This is a genomic window from Bradyrhizobium sp. Ec3.3 (assembly GCF_000472925.1).
GTDB lineage: Bacteria > Pseudomonadota > Alphaproteobacteria > Rhizobiales > Xanthobacteraceae > Bradyrhizobium.
In genome coordinates this window covers 75,390-90,430 of the sequence record NZ_AXAS01000020.1, presented here as the reverse complement: position 1 = coordinate 90,430, position 15,041 = coordinate 75,390, and the positions used below count along the sequence as shown (strand labels likewise).

At 65.7% G+C, this 15,041-nt stretch carries 16 protein-coding genes and 1 pseudogene; 11 read left to right on the top strand and 6 right to left on the bottom strand.

Annotated elements, in window-relative coordinates:
- Positions 1 to 7 precede the first annotated feature (7 nt).
- Complete coding sequence (locus YUU_RS0121835) at positions 8 to 1,201, top strand: CaiB/BaiF CoA-transferase family protein (RefSeq protein WP_027524324.1); 1,194 nt, start codon at positions 8 to 10, stop codon at positions 1,199 to 1,201.
- Positions 1,202 to 1,389: 188 nt separating this feature from the next.
- Here YUU_RS0121835 and YUU_RS0121830 read toward each other — a convergent pair whose 3' ends face one another.
- Entirely contained in the window at positions 1,390 to 2,148 is a 759-nt protein-coding gene (locus YUU_RS0121830) for an SOS response-associated peptidase (RefSeq protein WP_027524323.1), read from the bottom strand.
- A 63-nt stretch (positions 2,149 to 2,211) separates the two neighbouring features.
- Between YUU_RS0121830 and YUU_RS0121825 the strand changes: the two genes are divergently transcribed.
- The 4 genes from YUU_RS0121825 (at position 2,212) to YUU_RS0121810 (ending at position 4,154) form a co-directional block, all read left to right on the top strand.
- On the top strand, positions 2,212 to 2,712 hold the full coding sequence (locus YUU_RS0121825; protein ID WP_027524322.1) for a hypothetical protein: 501 nt from the start codon (positions 2,212 to 2,214) through the stop codon (positions 2,710 to 2,712).
- A 10-nt stretch (positions 2,713 to 2,722) separates the two neighbouring features.
- Entirely contained in the window at positions 2,723 to 3,145 is a 423-nt protein-coding gene (locus YUU_RS0121820) for an NUDIX hydrolase (RefSeq protein WP_035662995.1), read from the top strand.
- Between the two features lie 54 nt (positions 3,146 to 3,199).
- The gene (locus YUU_RS0121815) at positions 3,200 to 3,577 is read left to right on the top strand and encodes a TIGR02301 family protein (RefSeq protein WP_027524320.1); all 378 of its coding nucleotides are present in this window, start codon (positions 3,200 to 3,202) and stop codon (positions 3,575 to 3,577) included.
- Between the two features lie 310 nt (positions 3,578 to 3,887).
- Positions 3,888 to 4,154 carry a hypothetical protein gene (locus tag YUU_RS0121810; RefSeq protein WP_027524319.1) on the top strand — a complete coding sequence of 89 codons (267 nt, stop codon included), beginning with the start codon at positions 3,888 to 3,890 and terminating at the stop codon, positions 4,152 to 4,154.
- Positions 4,155 to 4,317: 163 nt separating this feature from the next.
- On the opposite strand, the gene YUU_RS0121805 is transcribed toward YUU_RS0121810, so the two are convergent.
- The 5 genes from YUU_RS0121805 to YUU_RS0121785 all read right to left on the bottom strand — a co-directional run bounded on the left by YUU_RS0121805 (position 4,318) and on the right by YUU_RS0121785 (position 8,436).
- On the bottom strand, positions 4,318 to 4,635 hold the full coding sequence (locus tag YUU_RS0121805; RefSeq protein ID WP_027524318.1) for a cupredoxin family copper-binding protein: 318 nt from the start codon (positions 4,633 to 4,635) through the stop codon (positions 4,318 to 4,320).
- A gap of 10 nt (positions 4,636 to 4,645) precedes the next feature.
- Complete coding sequence (locus YUU_RS0121800; protein WP_027524317.1) at positions 4,646 to 5,179, bottom strand: DUF4142 domain-containing protein; 534 nt, start codon at positions 5,177 to 5,179, stop codon at positions 4,646 to 4,648.
- An 88-nt stretch (positions 5,180 to 5,267) separates the two neighbouring features.
- A complete protein-coding gene (locus YUU_RS0121795; protein WP_027524316.1) occupies positions 5,268 to 5,954 on the bottom strand; it encodes an RNA polymerase sigma factor in 687 nt (228 codons plus the stop codon).
- A 69-nt stretch (positions 5,955 to 6,023) separates the two neighbouring features.
- Positions 6,024 to 6,902: a sulfurtransferase gene (locus YUU_RS0121790; RefSeq protein ID WP_027524315.1), complete on the bottom strand. Its 879-nt coding sequence runs from the start codon at positions 6,900 to 6,902 to the stop codon at positions 6,024 to 6,026.
- A gap of 199 nt (positions 6,903 to 7,101) precedes the next feature.
- A complete protein-coding gene (locus YUU_RS0121785; protein ID WP_027524314.1) occupies positions 7,102 to 8,436 on the bottom strand; it encodes a dihydroorotase in 1,335 nt (444 codons plus the stop codon).
- Between the two features lie 103 nt (positions 8,437 to 8,539).
- Between YUU_RS0121785 and YUU_RS0121780 the strand changes: the two genes are divergently transcribed.
- The 6 genes and pseudogenes from YUU_RS0121780 to YUU_RS51340 all read left to right on the top strand — a co-directional run bounded on the left by YUU_RS0121780 (position 8,540) and on the right by YUU_RS51340 (position 15,040).
- The gene (locus YUU_RS0121780) at positions 8,540 to 9,421 is read left to right on the top strand and encodes a folate-binding protein YgfZ (protein ID WP_027524313.1); all 882 of its coding nucleotides are present in this window, start codon (positions 8,540 to 8,542) and stop codon (positions 9,419 to 9,421) included.
- Entirely contained in the window at positions 9,418 to 10,044 is a 627-nt protein-coding gene (locus tag YUU_RS0121775) for a DNA-3-methyladenine glycosylase I (RefSeq protein WP_027524312.1), read from the top strand. Before YUU_RS0121780 ends, YUU_RS0121775 begins: the two co-directional genes overlap by 4 nt.
- Positions 10,041 to 10,658 (top strand): YfbR-like 5'-deoxynucleotidase, encoded by a 618-nt coding sequence (locus YUU_RS0121770; protein WP_027524311.1) that lies wholly within the window; start codon positions 10,041 to 10,043, stop codon positions 10,656 to 10,658. Before YUU_RS0121775 ends, YUU_RS0121770 begins: the two co-directional genes overlap by 4 nt.
- Before the next feature lie 134 nt (positions 10,659 to 10,792).
- Positions 10,793 to 11,299, top strand: a complete 507-nt coding sequence (locus tag YUU_RS0121765) for a tyrosine phosphatase family protein (protein WP_027524310.1) — start codon at positions 10,793 to 10,795, stop codon at positions 11,297 to 11,299.
- A 22-nt stretch (positions 11,300 to 11,321) separates the two neighbouring features.
- Entirely contained in the window at positions 11,322 to 12,290 is a 969-nt protein-coding gene (locus YUU_RS0121760; RefSeq protein WP_027524309.1) for an NAD regulator, read from the top strand.
- Between the two features lie 45 nt (positions 12,291 to 12,335).
- Positions 12,336 to 15,040, top strand: a pseudogene (locus YUU_RS51340) (DUF2339 domain-containing protein).
- Position 15,041: the final 1 nt, after the last annotated feature.

Below are 15,041 nucleotides of genomic sequence, written 5' to 3'. Positions count from 1 at the left end.
ACGCGCCGTGACGAGGCCCTTCGAAGGCGTCAAGATCCTCGACTTTACGCAAGTGCTGGCTGGCCCCTATGCGAGCTACCAGCTCGCGCTGCTGGGTGCCGACGTCATCAAGGTCGAGCGGCGCGAGGGCGAGGACATGCGCCGCACGCCGCTCAGCCGCGAATGGGCCGAGCGCGGGCTCGCGCCGGCATTCCAGGCGATCAACGGCAACAAGCGCAGCCTCACGCTCGGTCTGCAAAAGCCGGACGCGATCGCGATCGTGAAGAAGCTCGCCGCGCAGGTCGATGTCGTCATGGAGAACTTTCGCCCGGGCGTGATGGACAAGCTCGGCATCGGCTACGAGGCGCTGTCCGCGATCAATCCAAAGCTGATCTATTGCGCCGTCTCCGGCTTCGGCCAGACCGGCCCCGATCGGCTGCGCCCGGGCTATGACGGCAAGATGCAGGCGCTTTCCGGCATCATGGCCATCACCGGCCATCCCGAGACCGGGCCGACGCGCGCGGGCTTTGCGGTATGCGACGTGCTCTCGGGCGCGACCGCGGCGTTCGCCGTCTCCAGCGCGCTCTACCAGCGCGACCGCACCGGCAAGGGGCAGCTCGTCGACGTCTCCATGCTGGAGGCGACGCTGGCGTTCCTGTCGGGCCAGATCGCGGACTGGTCGGTCGCCGGCCATCGCCAGCAGCTCTCGGGCAACCAGGCGGTCAGCCGCAAGACCACGGCGAACCTGTTCAGGTGCGGCGACGGCTACATCCTGCTCGCCGTCAACAACGAGAAGCAGTATCGCGCACTGATGACGGCGCTCGGCCGCGCCGACACGCTCAGCGATCCGCGCTTTGCCGACTGGTTCTCCCGCAACGAGAATGAGCCCGCGCTGCGTGCGATCATTGAGGCCGCGCTTGCGACGAAGAGCCCGCGCGAATGGGAGACGATCTTGGAGGACGCCGGCGCGCCCTGCGCCAGTATCTGGACAATCGAGGAGATCATCGACCATCCGCAGATCGTGGCACGCGGCGCGATTCAGGAGCTCGACACGCCCTACGGCCGCCTGCGCTTTGCTGGCAGTGGTTTCAAGCTCGCGCACGGCGGCGGCAAGCTCGACCACATGGCGCCGGCGCTGGGCGCGGATACGGATGCGGTGCTGGGCGAGCTCGGTTTTAACGAAGCGGAGATCGCGGATTTGCGGGCAAGGGAGATTGTGTGAGGTCGGCGCCGCAAACTCTCCTCGTCGTCCCGGGGCGCGCAAAGCGCGAGCCCGGGACCATAACCACAGGATCGTGTTTGGCGAAGATTCGTAACCACCAGCTCGCGCCACAACTACTCCCTGTGGTTATGATCCCGGATCTTCGCTGCGCTCGTCCGGGATGACGACGGAGTAAGCGGCGTCGCCACCTAAAACAACGAGCCCTGCCCGTCATCGGCTGGCGCTGCAGCTGCTTTTCGCGCCACCTTCTTCGACTGCGGCGCCTCCGCCTCCATCTCCTCGGCGCTGATCGGCAGCAAAAGCTGCGCGTCGTCATTGGCGACGCGGTTGACGCGGGTGGAGACCGGGTGCCAGGCGAATTCGCCGATGCGCGGGGCGGCCATCAGCGGCAGGATCGCATCGACCTCGTCGCCGCGGCAGTCGAGCCAACGCTCGAAATCGTCAGGCGAAATCGTCACCGGCACGCGGTCATGCAGCGCGGCGAGATCCTCGCTCGCAGCCGCCGTGACGATCGCGACCGTGTCGAGCTCCTCGCCGTTCGGCCCGACCCAGGTCTCGAACACCGCGGCAAAGCCGAGCGGCTGCCCATCGGCGCGATGGATGAAATAGGGCTGCTTGCGGCCGTCCACCGCCTTCCACTCGTAGTAACCGTCGGCCGGAATCAGGCCGCGGCGCCGCCGAATCGCGTTCTTGAAGGCGGGCTTTTCCAGCACCGTCTCCGAGCGCGCATTGATCAGCAACGTAAAACCACGGGGATCCTTCACCCAGGTCGGCAACAGCCCCCAGCGCATGAGCTGGAAATGCCGCGCGCCCTTGTCGATGAGCACCACCGGAATCGGTTGTGTCGGGGCGACATTGTGCCGTGGCGGGAAATTCGGCTGCTCGAGATAGCCAAAGAGTTGCCGCAAGGCCGCCGGGGCCGAGGTTATGACAAAGCGTCCGCACATCCTTGAGGGCCTATATAGGTTCCGTTCAGCACCTTTTAACCCCGAACGTTAACACTGCGGCCGATGAGCTCAATGGTCTCCGATCCCGCGCGGACACATGTAGTGACGGGCCCCGAGGCTGCGGCCTGGGCTGAGCGGCTGCGCGTGGCCAACATCAACCCGCTGACCGGGCTTGCCACCGACTATCTGAACCATTTCAATGAAGCCGTCATGCTGCTCGAAATGGTCCCGGACATGCCGGAATGCGCCGAAGACTTCTTGACCTGGACGCCGCTGTCTTATGCCGAGCATTTCACCGCCTCGAACTTCAAGGCGCGGGATCTGGCGATCGAGGCCTATGAGAAGGCCGCTCCCAACGTGCGCGCCCAGTTCGACCACATCACCGATACCATGACCTCGATCCTGACGGCGGTCGGCTCGGCGATGCGCGAGGTCGAAAAGGATACGACGCGCGTCCGGCTGGCCGAGCAGGCCGCCCTCTGGGTCAAGCCGCTGATCGCGGCGTGCGGCGGCATCATCAACGGCGGCGCGGAAGCCGACGTCGATACCATCATGTCGAATTGAGGCCGACACCGTGCAGCCGAGCCATCCCCAGCTCGCCGTCAGCGCCGCGATCTTCCGCGACGGCAAGGTGCTGCTGGTTCGCCGCGCCCGCTCGCCGGCCAAGGGCTTCTATTCGCTGCCGGGCGGCCGGGTCGAGTTCGGCGAATCGCTGCACCAGGCGCTGGCGCGCGAGGTCGACGAGGAAACCGGGCTCGCCATCGACATCGTCGGCCTTGCCGGCTGGCGCGAGGTGCTGCCGTCGACCGGCGGTGCCGGCCACTACCTGATCATGTCCTTTGCGGCGCGCTGGACGGCCAGGGAGCCGGTTCTGAACGAGGAGCTCGACGATTTCCGCTGGCTCGCTCCCGACGCGCTGGGCAGCCTCGGCAACCTCAAGCTCACCGGCGGGCTGGACGAAGTCATCCAGGCCGCAAAGCGCCTGATCGGGTCCTGACGGCCCGTGTGGCCGCCTTGCGTCTGCCGCCCTTAAGGGGCATACACGCCGCCGATGTCCACGCGATTTCCGGCCGTTTTGGCCCTGATTCTGGCCTGCGCCGTCCTGCCCGCCCGGGCCCAGGACGTGGCTGCGCCGTTCGACGGCGATTTGCAGCGGCTGGCGGAAATCCTCGGCGGCCTGCACTATCTGCGCGGCATCTGCGGGGCCAACGAAGGCAACAAATGGCGCAACGAGATGCAGGCGTTGATCGACGCCGAAACCCCCTCCGGCGAGCGCCGCACCCGCATGATCGCCGGCTTCAACCGCGGCTATAACGGTTTCCAACAGACCTACCGGAGCTGTACGCCGGCCGCGACGGTAGCGATCCGCCGCTACATCGAGGAAGGTTCGAAGATCTCCCGCGACCTCACGGCGCGCTACGCGAACTGAATTGCCGCCGCCTTCAACTGCCAACCCTCATCCCTGCGGAGCAGGCGTCTCGAAGGATGTAAGGTCGAGCTGCATCAGCCGGGCCTGCATGGTTCGCCCGGCGATGCGAGCATCGTCCGGAGACGCGCGTTCCGCGCCTCCTCACCATGAGGATTTGGCACTACCGGATGTGTCGCTGGAACAACTCATCCACATTGTTCACCTCCGTTAACCTTTCCTAAAGATGTGGCCTAGGCGGCGTTAATCTGCGTGCTACACCTCTCACGCAGCGCATCGCAGTGGATCGCGCCTCCAGCCTGTTCCGAGCTTCATGAGCATTCCCGTGTCCTACGCCCCCGCCCGCGCGCCACTGCCCGACCACGAGCAGAAGCAGGCCGCGCTCAGCTATCTCAACGAGGCATGGGCGGAAGCGCGCCATGACGGCGTCGACGGCGATTGTCTCGCGCAGGCGAGCCTGTTCGCCGCGCTCGCCGAGCTCGTCGGCACCTATGGCGAGGATGCGGTGGCGAAATTCGTCGAGGGTTTTCCCGCCCGCATTCGCAACGGCGAGTTCTCGGTCGGACTGGCGAAGCAGTAGCCAAAAATCACCCCGCCGGGAGAGGCGGGGCGAAGTCTAGGGATGAATGACCCCACGACAGGTCGCGATGGCTGTGCTCATGATCGCACGAAGGCGCGCGTCACGAGATAAGCAATAGTCCGCAAAGCGCCGGGGAGTTTTTCCCGATACCGACAAGAAAACGTCACGGCTCTACTTTCAGCGTCGCTTTCATGTTCGGATGGTAGCGGCAATAATACTCCACCGCCCCCTTCTTCTTCACGACGAACGTCGCCGATTTCTTCGCCGGCAGGCTCACGTCGAAATCGCCGTTGTTCGCCGTCGCCGTGTGCGCGAAGACGTCTTTGTTGACCCACTCGATGGTGTCGCCGACCTTCGCCGAGACCTCGGCCGGCGAGATCTCGAGATTCTCCATCGAGATCTGCACGGTCGCGGCGCGCGCCTGGACCAGCATCGACGCGAGCACGATTGCGATCATCGCCAACAGCCGTCCCGGCATCATCGCCTCCCGCCTATTTCAGCTCGGCCGCGACGTGCTCGGCATGCTGTTCATGGCCCTGGAAAATCTTCAAACCCGTCTGCAACAGCCCCTTCAGCTCCGCATTGTCCGCGGAGGGAATGAGCTGAGTCTCCAGCGCGCTGTCGACTGCCTTGTGGTAGGCGACCTCGTTGTCGACATAGGCCTTGTCGAAGTCCGCACCTTTGAGCTTCGAAAGCTCGGCGAGCTTGTCGTTCGCCTGTTTAGTGAGCGTGCGGCTGGTGTCGTTGTCTTCGGGTGTTACCTTGAGCTTCTTCACCAGCGCGAGCGCCTGCTTGTTGACCGCCTCATGGTCGCGCACCATGTCCTGCGCGAAAGCCTTCACGTCCTTGTTCTTGGCTTTCTTCAGAGCCTGCTTGGCGGCATTGATGTCGATCACGCCCGCGGTGTAGGCGATATGGGCGATCTGCGGATCGGTCGGCTTGTCAGCCGCTCCGGCGCCCTGCACGAAGGCAGGGCTGACAAAAAGAGCGATCGTGGCGATCGCCGCGCTCCATCGGACGAACATGATTTGACACTCCTGTGGTGCCGGAACTCATCCGGCGTATGACCTGCACAGGAGTTGGATGGGAAATTCCGATAAAGGTTCCTGAGAATTACACGCCGACGCCGAGCCGCTTCAGCACGACCTCGGTCAGGCGCTCACAGCGCTGGCCGGCAAACGGGAACGCATCCATCACCACCGGCCCAATCTTCTTCTCGACATTTTCCCGCAGCATTGCGCGAGCCCGATGCAGCCGCGTCTTCACGGTCTCCGGTTTGACGCCGAGCAGTTCCGCCGTCTCCTCGATGGTCATGCCCTCCATCACGCGCGCGATGAAGACCATGCGGAAGGCATCTGGCAATTCATCGACAGCGTGCTCGACGACGCGCTGGATTTCACGTTGGGCCATGGATTTTTCCGGATCGCCTGCGGCGGAGGACACGGGAAACTGGATGATCTGGGCTTCAAGCGTTGCCTCCGGCAGCGCGCCGAGCTCGACGTGCATCTTCCGGCTTCTCACCCGGCCGAGCGCCTCGTTGATGGCAATGCGCGACAGCCAGGTCGACAGGCCGGACTCGCCGCGAAAGCCGTCGAGATGCGTAAACGCCCGCACATAGGTCTCCTGCACCACATCCTCGGCCTCGCTGTCGTTGCGCAGGATGCCGCGAGCCAGCCGATAGAGCCTGCGATTGTTGGCCTGCATGATCGCGCGCAGCGCCGCCTCGTCGCGGGCACGGGCGCGCTCGACCAGTTCGGCCTCGGTCAGGCCTGTGGCTTCCGATATTGCAGTGCGACGGATGGCGGTCACGGCTCGTCTCCAGCTTTTCCGCACATTGGATGCAGGCCCGCCCAAAAGGTTCCCGCCAATCTACTCTTTGTCCGTCTCGATCGGCAGCCCGGGATCCCTGGCCCATTCGCCCATGGAACCGTCGTAGAGCGTGAGCTTGTCGTAGCCGAGCTGCGTCAGCATGAGGAGATCGATCGTCGCCGAGATGCCGCCGCCGCAATAGCAGATCACGTTCTTGTCGCGCGTGATGCCCTGGGCCGCGAACTTTGCTTCGGCATCGGCGAGCGCGGTCAGCGTCTTGTCGGCGGCATTGACGAGCGTTGCGGCCGGCACGTTCACACTGCCGGGAATGCGGCCGGGCCTGCCATAGCGACTCGGTTCCAGTCCGCGATGAAACTGTGGCCCGAGCGCGTTGACGATCATGGTGGAGGAATCGTCGATCCGCGCCAGCACGGCGGATTTGTCGACGAAGAAGCCCTCGCGCGGCGCGGCCTTGAATATCGTCTCCGGATAACCGCCCGGCGCCCCCTGCTCGACTGGTCGCCCTTCGGCCTTCCATTTGTCGAAGCCGCCGTCCAGCACGCGCGCATCGACGCCGAGCGAGCGCAGCATCCACCAGAACCGGGTCGCCCACATCATGGTGCCGATGCTGTAGAGCACGATGGTCTTGGAGGCATCGAGGCCGTGGCGGCCGAAGGCGGCCTCGAGCTGCGCGGTCGCCGGCATCATGAAGAGCGGACGTGCGGAGGTGTCGGAGAACTCGCCTTGAAGATCGAGGAAATCGGCGCCGGGAATGTGGCCGGCCGCGAACGTCTTGTCGCCGGGCACGGCGATGTACGGCACGTCGCTGCCCTGCGGCACGGGCTCGTTGTAGGTCGTGCAATCGTAGATGCGCAACTCGGGCTGGCCGAGCATGGCGGCGAGCCGTTCGGTGGTGACGAGCGGTGCCAGTCGGGTCATTGGTGCCCTCCCATGCCTCCCTAGTGTCGTCCTGGCGAAAGCCAGGACCCATTACCACAGGATTGAGTTGTGGCGAACGAAGTTGGCCACCAGTCTTCATAACAACTTCCGGTCGGGGTTATGGGTCCTGGCTTTCGCCAGGACGACAGCGGAGAATGTTGCGCGCATCTGAGCGCAACGGCCGCCCTTCACCCAAACCCTACTGCTTCAGCGTCTCCAGAAACCGCACCGGCTCGCCTTGCGACGGCGCCACCAGCTCGCCTTGCCACATCACGCGCTTACCGCGGACGAAGGTGCCGACCGGCCAGCCCGTGACGCGCACGCCGTCGTAAGGCGTCCAGGCGGCTTTGGAGGCGATCCATTTGTTGGTGATGGTCTCGCTGCGCTTGAGGTCCACGATGGTGAAGTCGGCGTCATAGCCAGCGGCGATGCGGCCCTTGCAGGCGATGTTGAAGATGCGCGCGGGGCCGGCGCTGCTGAGATCGACGAAGCGGGTGAGCGACAGCCGGCCGGCATTGACGTGGTCGAGCATCAAGGGCACCAGCGTCTGCACGCCGGTCATGCCCGAGGGCGAGGCCGGATAGGTCTTGGCCTTCTCCTCCAGCGTATGCGGCGCGTGGTCGGAGCCGAGGATGTCGATGATGCCCTGCTCGATGCCGCGCCAGATACCGGCGCGGTGATCGGCCGAGCGCACCGGCGGATTCATCTGGGCGAGCGTGCCGAGCTGCTCATAGCATTCGGGCGCGGACATGGTGAGGTGATGCGGCGTCGCCTCGCAGGATGCGACATCCTTGTGGTCGCGCAGGAACTCGATCTCTTCCTTGGTCGAGATGTGCAGCACGTGGATGCGCCTGCCCGTCTCGCGCGCGAGCCTCACGAGGCGCTGCGTCGCCATCAGCGCTGCGGCTTCGTCGCGCCACACGGGATGCGAGCGCGCATCGCCCTCGATGCGCATCGACTTGCGCTCGTTGAGGCGATATTCGTCCTCCGCGTGGAACGAGGCGCGGCGGCGGATCACCTGGAAGATGCGGCGCAGGCTGTCATCGTCCTCCACCAGCAGCGCGCCGGTCGAGGAGCCGATGAACACCTTCACGCCGGCGCAGCCCGGCGCACGCTCGAGATGCGGCAGATCCTGCACGTTCTCGCGCGTACCGCCGATGAAGAAGGCGAAATCGCAATGCATGCGGTGATGGCCGCGCTTCACCTTGTCGGTGAAATCGACCTCCGTCACCGTGAGCGGCGAGGTGTTCGGCATCTCGAACACGGCCGTGACGCCGCCCATCACGGCGCTGCGCGAACCGGTCTCGAGATCTTCCTTGTGCGTCAGCCCCGGCTCGCGGAAATGCACCTGCGTGTCGATCACGCCGGGCAGGATGTGCAGGCCCTTGCAGTCGACGACCTCCGCCGCCGCGCCTTGCGCGAGCGATCCGATCTCCGCGATGCGGCCAGCCACAATGCCGATGTCGCGGACGCCCTCGCCGTCCTGATTGACCACCGTGCCGGATTTCAGGATCACGTCAAAACGCTGGGTCATGGCTATCAGTCTCTCTCATCCCTCAGGCGCAGGGCTCGAGGCCTTGTCGTTTAAGCAGGGCGGGCTTACGTTCGAAGCCGGCATGTCGCAAGAGATTTTCGCAATGAAGGCAGCGTTTCTCCCCGATCGGGGAGTGGTCAAGGTCGCAGGCGAGGACGCGCAGAGCTTCCTCAACGGCCTGTTCACCACGGATATTGGCAGGCTCAAGCCCGGGCTCGGCCGATTCGGCGCGCTGTTGACGCCGCAGGGCAAGATCATCGTGGATTTCCTGATCACGGAGGCACCCGCCGGCCATGGCGGCGGCTTCCTGATCGACTGCCCGAAGGCGCTCGCGGAAACCCTCGCCACCAAGCTGAAGTTCTACAAGCTGCGCGCCAAGGTCACTGTGGAAAATCTCTCTGATGATCTCGGCGTGCTCGCAGGCTGGGACGGCACGCCTGCCGCCCAGCCCGACCTGTCTTTCACCGACCCGCGCGACGAGCGGCTCGGGTTTCGCACCCTGATCCCCGCGGAACTCAAGGAGAAGCTCGCCGCGCTGATCGGTGCCGAGCTCGTCGAGGCGTCCGAATATGAGGCGCATCGCATTGCACTCGGCGTGCCGCGCGGCGGGCTTGATTTCATGTATGGCGATGCATTCCCGCACGAGACCAACATGGATCGGCTCGCAGGCGTCGATTTCGACAAGGGCTGCTATGTCGGCCAGGAGGTGGTCTCGCGCATGCAGCATCGCGGCACCGCGCGCACCCGCAGCGTCAAGGTGCTGCTCGACGGCCCCTCGCCCGAGCCGGGCGCCACCATCCTCGCCGGCGACAAGCCGGTCGGCACCATCGGCTCGACGGCACAGGGCAAGGGCATTGCGCTGGTGCGCATCGATCGCGTCGCCGACGCGCTCGATGCCGGACAGACGCTGAGCGCCGGCGGGCTTGAAGTGAGACTCGCGGAACCCGATGTGGTCCGCATTCCGGCGAAACAGCCCGTCGCATGAGCCGCGCCGCTCGCCTGCATGCCGACGGCCTGACGCGTTGCCCCTGGCCCGGCGAAGATCCGCTGTATGTTGCCTATCACGACACCGAGTGGGGCGTGCCGGAATATGACGACCGCGCGCTCTATGAGAAGCTGATTCTCGACGGTTTCCAGGCCGGCCTCTCCTGGATCACGATTTTGCGCAAGCGCGACAATTTCCGCAAAGCCTTCGACGACTTCCAGCCGGAGAAGATCGCGCGCTACAACGCGAAGAAGGTCCACGCGCTGATGAACGATGCCGGCATCGTGCGCAACCGCGCCAAGATCGAAGGCACGATTGCGAGCGCAAAATCCTATCTGGAGATCATGGAAAAGGGCCCCGGCTTCTCGAAGCTGCTCTGGGATTTTGTCGACGGCAGGCCTCTGGTCAACAAGTTCAAGACCACGGCGAGCGTGCCGGCGTCGACGCCGCTGTCGGTGCAGATTTCCAAGGAGCTGTCCTCGCGCGGCTTCAAATTCGTCGGTCCCACCATCGTCTATGCCTTCATGCAGGCGACCGGCATGGTCAACGACCATCTCGTCGACTGCCATTGCCACGCGTCCTGCGGCAAGACGCAGCGCAAGCTTCGCCTCAAAGCCAAATGAAGGCCGGAAAGCGCGCCGCAAACGACGTGCAGTCCCGCGCCTGGCAGCGCATGCTGTCCGGCCGCCGCCTCGATCTGCTCGACCCCTCGCCGCTCGACGTCGAGATCGCCGACATCGCGCATGGGCTGGCGCGCGTCGCGCGCTGGAACGGTCAGACCACCGGCGCGCACATCTTCTCCGTCGCCCAGCACACGCTGCTGGTCGAAACCGTGATGCGCCACGAAAGTCCGCGCGTCGACCAGCGCCTGCGGCTCGCCGCCCTGCTGCACGATGCCCCGGAATACGTGATCGGCGACATGATCTCGCCGTTCAAGGCGGTGCTCGACGGTCACTACAAGGCGGTGGAGAAGCGCCTGCTCGGCGCCATCCACATTCGTTTCGGCCTGCCGGCGGCGCTGCCCGAGGAGATCACGCAGGCCATCAAGGCCGCCGATCGCGGCGCGGCGTATCTTGAGGCCACCGAACTCGCCGGCTTCAGCGAGAGCGAGGCCAGGCGTCTGTTCGGCCGCGACCCCAGCCTGCCCGAAACCGTCCTGCGCGACTATCTGACGCCGTGGACGGCCGCAAGAGCCGAGAAGCGGTTTCTGGAGCGGTTCAATGCGGTGTTTTCGTAGCGTAGGCTATTCGTAGGGTGGGCAAAGCGAAGCGTGCCCACCGATCAGTGCAAGGTGCAGCATGGTGGGCACGGCGCGTTGCGCCTTTGCCCACTCTACGGCGCCAGCTATAATCGGCTGCCAAAGGGAACGTCATGATCCACGTCTGCTCGCTTGCCGCCCTGCCCGAAACCGTTCGTCTCACCGGCGCCAGCCATGTGCTGACCGTGATGGCCAATGTCGAGCAAGTGGTGCGGCCGGTCTCGGTGCTACCGGCCAATCATCTGAAAGTCTCGATGGATGACATCACCGAGGAGCTCGACGGCTTCGTCGCGCCCTCGGAAGGACATATCAACCAGGTGCTCAACTTCGTTCGCGGCTGGGATCGCAGCGCGCCGCTGGTCGTGCATTGCTATGCCGGCATCAGCCGCTCCACCGCGAGCGCTTTTGCCGCAGCATGCTTGCTCAATCCGCATCGCGACGAGATCGAGATCGCGAAGAAGATCCGCGCTGCCTCCCCGATCGCCTCGCCCAACCGTCGCATCGTCGAGCTCGCCGATCGCGCGCTCCGCCGCGACGGCCGCATGCTGCGCGCGCTCGATGAGATGGGTCCGGGCGCGATGATGGTGGAGAGCCGTCCGTTCGTGATCGAGCTCGAATGACCACGCAAAACCCCTTTCCCGGATGAGCGACAAGCTGCTGACGCCGATCGAGATCGGCCTGACTGCCGCGATCGTCGCGATCGAGGACAATGAACCGCTGATCCTCACTGCGCGCGGCAGCGATGGCCTCGCGGGCCTGCCCTTCGGTCCGTTCGATGCGCTGACACATCGGACCTTCGAAATCGGCCTGCGCGCCTGGGTCGAGGAGCAGGCGGGCTTACGGCTCGGCTATGTCGAGCAGCTCTACACTTTTGGCGATCGCGGCCGTCATGCGGAGGCCGCCGATACCGGCGCGCATATGGTCTCGATCGGCTATCTCGCGCTGACCCGCGCCGCCGACAACGGCGTGCACGCGGCGGGCGCGACGTTCGCGCCGTGGTATCGCTTCTTCCCCTGGGAGGACTGGCGCGAGCAGCCGCCGGCGATCATCGCCCGCGACATCATTCCGGCGCTGACAAAATGGGCCGAGGAGGAAACGCCGGAGACGATCCGTGCGCTGCCGCGCAAGGATCGCGTGCGGCTGAATTTCGGCATCGAGGGAGCTAGCTGGGACGAGGAGCGCGTGCTCGACCGCTACGAGTTGCTCTACGAGGCCGGGCTGATCGAGGAAGCGCGGCGCGACGGGCGTCCTGCGGCATTAGCGCGCAAGGCGCTTCCTGCGCTTGGCCTCTCGATGCGGTTCGACCACCGCCGGATTCTCGCCACGGGCATTGCCCGGCTGCGCGCAAAGCTGAAGTATCGTCCCGTCATCTTTGAACTTTTGCCCGCCGAGTTCACACTCACGGAATTGCAGCACACGGTGGAGGCAATCTCCGGCCGACACCTGCATAAGCAGAATTTCCGTCGTCTGGTGGAAAGCGAGGCCCTGGTCGAACCGACCGGCGTGATGTCGACACAGACCGGCGGGCGGCCGGCAGCACTCTATCGCTTCCGCCGCGAAGTGCTCCAGGAGCGGCCAGCGCCCGGCTTGCGCGTCCGCTCCCGGCGCTAAGAGCATGTTACGCGGGTCGCTTTTCGCGACTCGCCTGGAGGCCTTATGTTCGACGCTCCGTTCGACGTCTTTGCGGTGATGATCGCAATCGCCGCCTTCCTTATTGCATTGAAAGCGTCCAACCAGGCGACCGACCTCCGCCGACGGCTGAGCGCGCTGGAAGCTGGCCTGCACACGCCGCGGCAGGTCCAGCCGCCGCCGCTCACGCCACAGCAGGAGATGGAGCAGACGCTTGCGGCTTCAACGCCGGGCACCGCCGAGCGGCCTGCGCCCGACGCCGAGTTGGCGCCGCCCCTCGTCGCCGATGAGGCGACACCGCCGCCCATCGACACGGACGCAGCTCAAGCCGCGCCACCGCCTCCGATGCCGGCTGCGGGGCCGGGTCTCGAAGAGCGCCTCGGCACCCGCTGGGTGGTGTGGATCGGCGGCCTGGCGCTCGCGCTCGGCGGCTTCTTCATGGTGCGCTATTCGATCGAAGCCGGCCTTGTCGGCCCCGGCGTGCGTGTGTTTCTCGGCGGCCTGTTCGCGCTGGGGCTGCTTGGCGCCGGCGAATGGACGCGGCGCAAGGAGAGCATCGCCGACATCCAGGCGCTGCCGATCGCCAACATCCCCGCGATCCTCACCGCGGCCGGCACGGCGGTGGCGTTTGCGACGGTCTATGCGGCCTACGCGCTGTACGATTTCCTCGCGCCTGCGACCGCCTTCGTGCTGCTCGGCCTCGTTGCGCTCGGCACGCTCGCGGCGGCGCTGCTGCACGGGCCGGCGCTCGCCGGCCTCGGCGTGGTCGGCGCGTTCGTCACGCCGATCCTGGTCTCCTCCAACAAGCCGGACTACTGGGCGCTCTACATTTACCTCGCGATCGTCAGCGCGGCGAGCTTTGGCCTCGCGCGCATCCGGCTGTGGCGCTGGCTTGCGGTGACCACGATCGTCTTCGCGCTTCTGTGGACTTTCCCGGGTCTCGACCTCGGAGCGACACTCGCCGCCCCGCATGCCTTCCATGTGATCGCGGGCTTCGTGCTCGCCGCCCTGCTGGTGGTCTGCGGCTTCATGTTCGGCCCGACCATCGACGACGGCCAGATCGAACCGGTGTCCTCCGGCTCGCTCGCCGCCTATCTGTTCGGCGCGACGCTGGTCGTGCTGTCGAGCGCGCATGCCGATCTGGCGCTGATCACGTTCACCCTCCTCGTTGCCGGAACGTTGTTCGTCGCCTGGCGCGCGCCTGCGGCGACCGGCGCACTCGGTGCGGCGGCAGCGCTCGTCTTCATCGTGTTCGCCGAATGGGCCGTGCGCGCAAACCCCGACATGCTGGTGCTGCCGGGCGGCCCGCTGCCCGGCATCGGACCGACCGCGACCGACAGTTCGGTGTGGCTGCACCTCGTGATGGCCGCAATCTTCGCCGTGGGCTTTGGCGGCGTGGGCTTCCTCGCACAGGGACGCTCGACCTCCGCGATCATCCCCGTCGTGTGGTCGGCGGCGGCGACCTTCACGCCCGTTGCGCTCCTGGTCGCGCTCTACGCCCGCATCGCACATCTCGACCGCTCGATCCCGTTCGCGATCCTCGCCGTGCTGCTCGCCGCCGCTTTCGCGGCCGCGACCGAAGCGCTCTCACGGCGCGAGAACCGGCCGGGCCTTGCGATCTCGATTGCCCTCTTCGCCACCGGCACGCTCGGCGCGCTGGCATTGGCGCTGACCTTCGCGCTGGAGAAAGGCTGGCTCACGATCGCGCTGGCGCTGATGTCGCTGGGCACCGCCTGGATCTCGATCCAGCGGCCGATCGCCTTCCTGCGCTGGCTTGCCGCGATCCTGGCTGGCATCGTCACCGCGCGCATCGTGTACGACCCGCGCATCGTTGGCGATGCCGTCGGCACCACGCCGATCTTCAACTGGCTGCTGTGGGGCTACGGCGTGCCGGCGTTGTCGTTCTGGGCGGCGAGCCGCTTCCTGCACCGCCGCGGCGACGACGCGCCGCTGCGCATGGTGGAAGCCGCCGCGATCCTGTTCACCGCGCTGCTCGCCTTCATGGAAATTCGTCACTTCGCCACCGGCGGCGACATGACGTCGCCGCCGTCGCTGCTCGAATTCGCGCTCCAGGCCTGCGTGACGCTCGCCATGGCGAGCGGGCTGGAGCGGCTGCGGCTGAGGAGCCTCAGCATCGTGCATAATGTCGGCGCGGTCGTGCTTACGGTGATCGCCGGGCTCATCAGCGTGTTCGGCCTTCTGATCCTGGAGAATCCGTGGCTATTCAGCAGCATCGATGTCGGCGGCCTCGTGTTCAACCTGCTGCTGCTCGGCTACGCGCTGCCGGCAGTGCTCATGCTGCTGCTGTCCTATGCGGTGGCAGGACATCGTCCGACCGCCTATGCCAACACGATTGCCGGCGGCGCGCTGGTGTTCGCTCTCGCATATGTGACGCTGGAGATCCGCCGCTTCTATCACGGACCGGTGCTGCTCTATGGCGCGACAACGGGCGCCGAGCAATACACCTATTCGATCGGCTGGCTCGGCTTCGGCGTGGTGCTGCTCGGCGTTGGCCCTTGGTCAATTCGGAGCGCGCGCGGCTCGCCTCCGCTGTCGTGATCGCGCTGACGATCCTGAAAGCCTTCGTCATCGACATGTCGACGCTGACAGGCGTCTGGCGCGCACTGTCGTTCATGGGGCTCGGCATCGTGCTGGTCGCGATCGGCTGGCTCTACCAGCGGATCCTGTTCCGCCGGCAGGCGCCGCCAGCCGTGACGCAGACGAGCGCGTGAC

What these genes read in the sequence shown, in the direction of transcription:
- YUU_RS0121815 (WP_027524320.1), top strand. Translation starts at nt 3,200, where the DNA reads ATGTCCACGCGATTTCCGGCCGTTTTGGCCCTGATTCTGGCCTGCGCC.
- YUU_RS0121775 (WP_027524312.1), top strand. Translation starts at nt 9,418, where the DNA reads ATGAGCCGCGCCGCTCGCCTGCATGCCGACGGCCTGACGCGTTGCCCC.
- YUU_RS0121785 (WP_027524314.1), bottom strand. Translation starts at nt 8,436, where the DNA reads ATGACCCAGCGTTTTGACGTGATCCTGAAATCCGGCACGGTGGTCAAT.
- YUU_RS0121760 (WP_027524309.1), top strand. Translation starts at nt 11,322, where the DNA reads ATGAGCGACAAGCTGCTGACGCCGATCGAGATCGGCCTGACTGCCGCG.
- YUU_RS0121810 (WP_027524319.1), top strand. Translation starts at nt 3,888, where the DNA reads ATGAGCATTCCCGTGTCCTACGCCCCCGCCCGCGCGCCACTGCCCGAC.
- YUU_RS0121830 (WP_027524323.1), bottom strand. Translation starts at nt 2,148, where the DNA reads ATGTGCGGACGCTTTGTCATAACCTCGGCCCCGGCGGCCTTGCGGCAA.
- YUU_RS0121825 (WP_027524322.1), top strand. Translation starts at nt 2,212, where the DNA reads ATGAGCTCAATGGTCTCCGATCCCGCGCGGACACATGTAGTGACGGGC.
- YUU_RS0121800 (WP_027524317.1), bottom strand. Translation starts at nt 5,179, where the DNA reads ATGTTCGTCCGATGGAGCGCGGCGATCGCCACGATCGCTCTTTTTGTC.
- YUU_RS0121790 (WP_027524315.1), bottom strand. Translation starts at nt 6,902, where the DNA reads ATGACCCGACTGGCACCGCTCGTCACCACCGAACGGCTCGCCGCCATG.
- YUU_RS0121805 (WP_027524318.1), bottom strand. Translation starts at nt 4,635, where the DNA reads ATGATGCCGGGACGGCTGTTGGCGATGATCGCAATCGTGCTCGCGTCG.
- YUU_RS0121770 (WP_027524311.1), top strand. Translation starts at nt 10,041, where the DNA reads ATGAAGGCCGGAAAGCGCGCCGCAAACGACGTGCAGTCCCGCGCCTGG.
- YUU_RS0121765 (WP_027524310.1), top strand. Translation starts at nt 10,793, where the DNA reads ATGATCCACGTCTGCTCGCTTGCCGCCCTGCCCGAAACCGTTCGTCTC.
- YUU_RS0121780 (WP_027524313.1), top strand. Translation starts at nt 8,540, where the DNA reads ATGAAGGCAGCGTTTCTCCCCGATCGGGGAGTGGTCAAGGTCGCAGGC.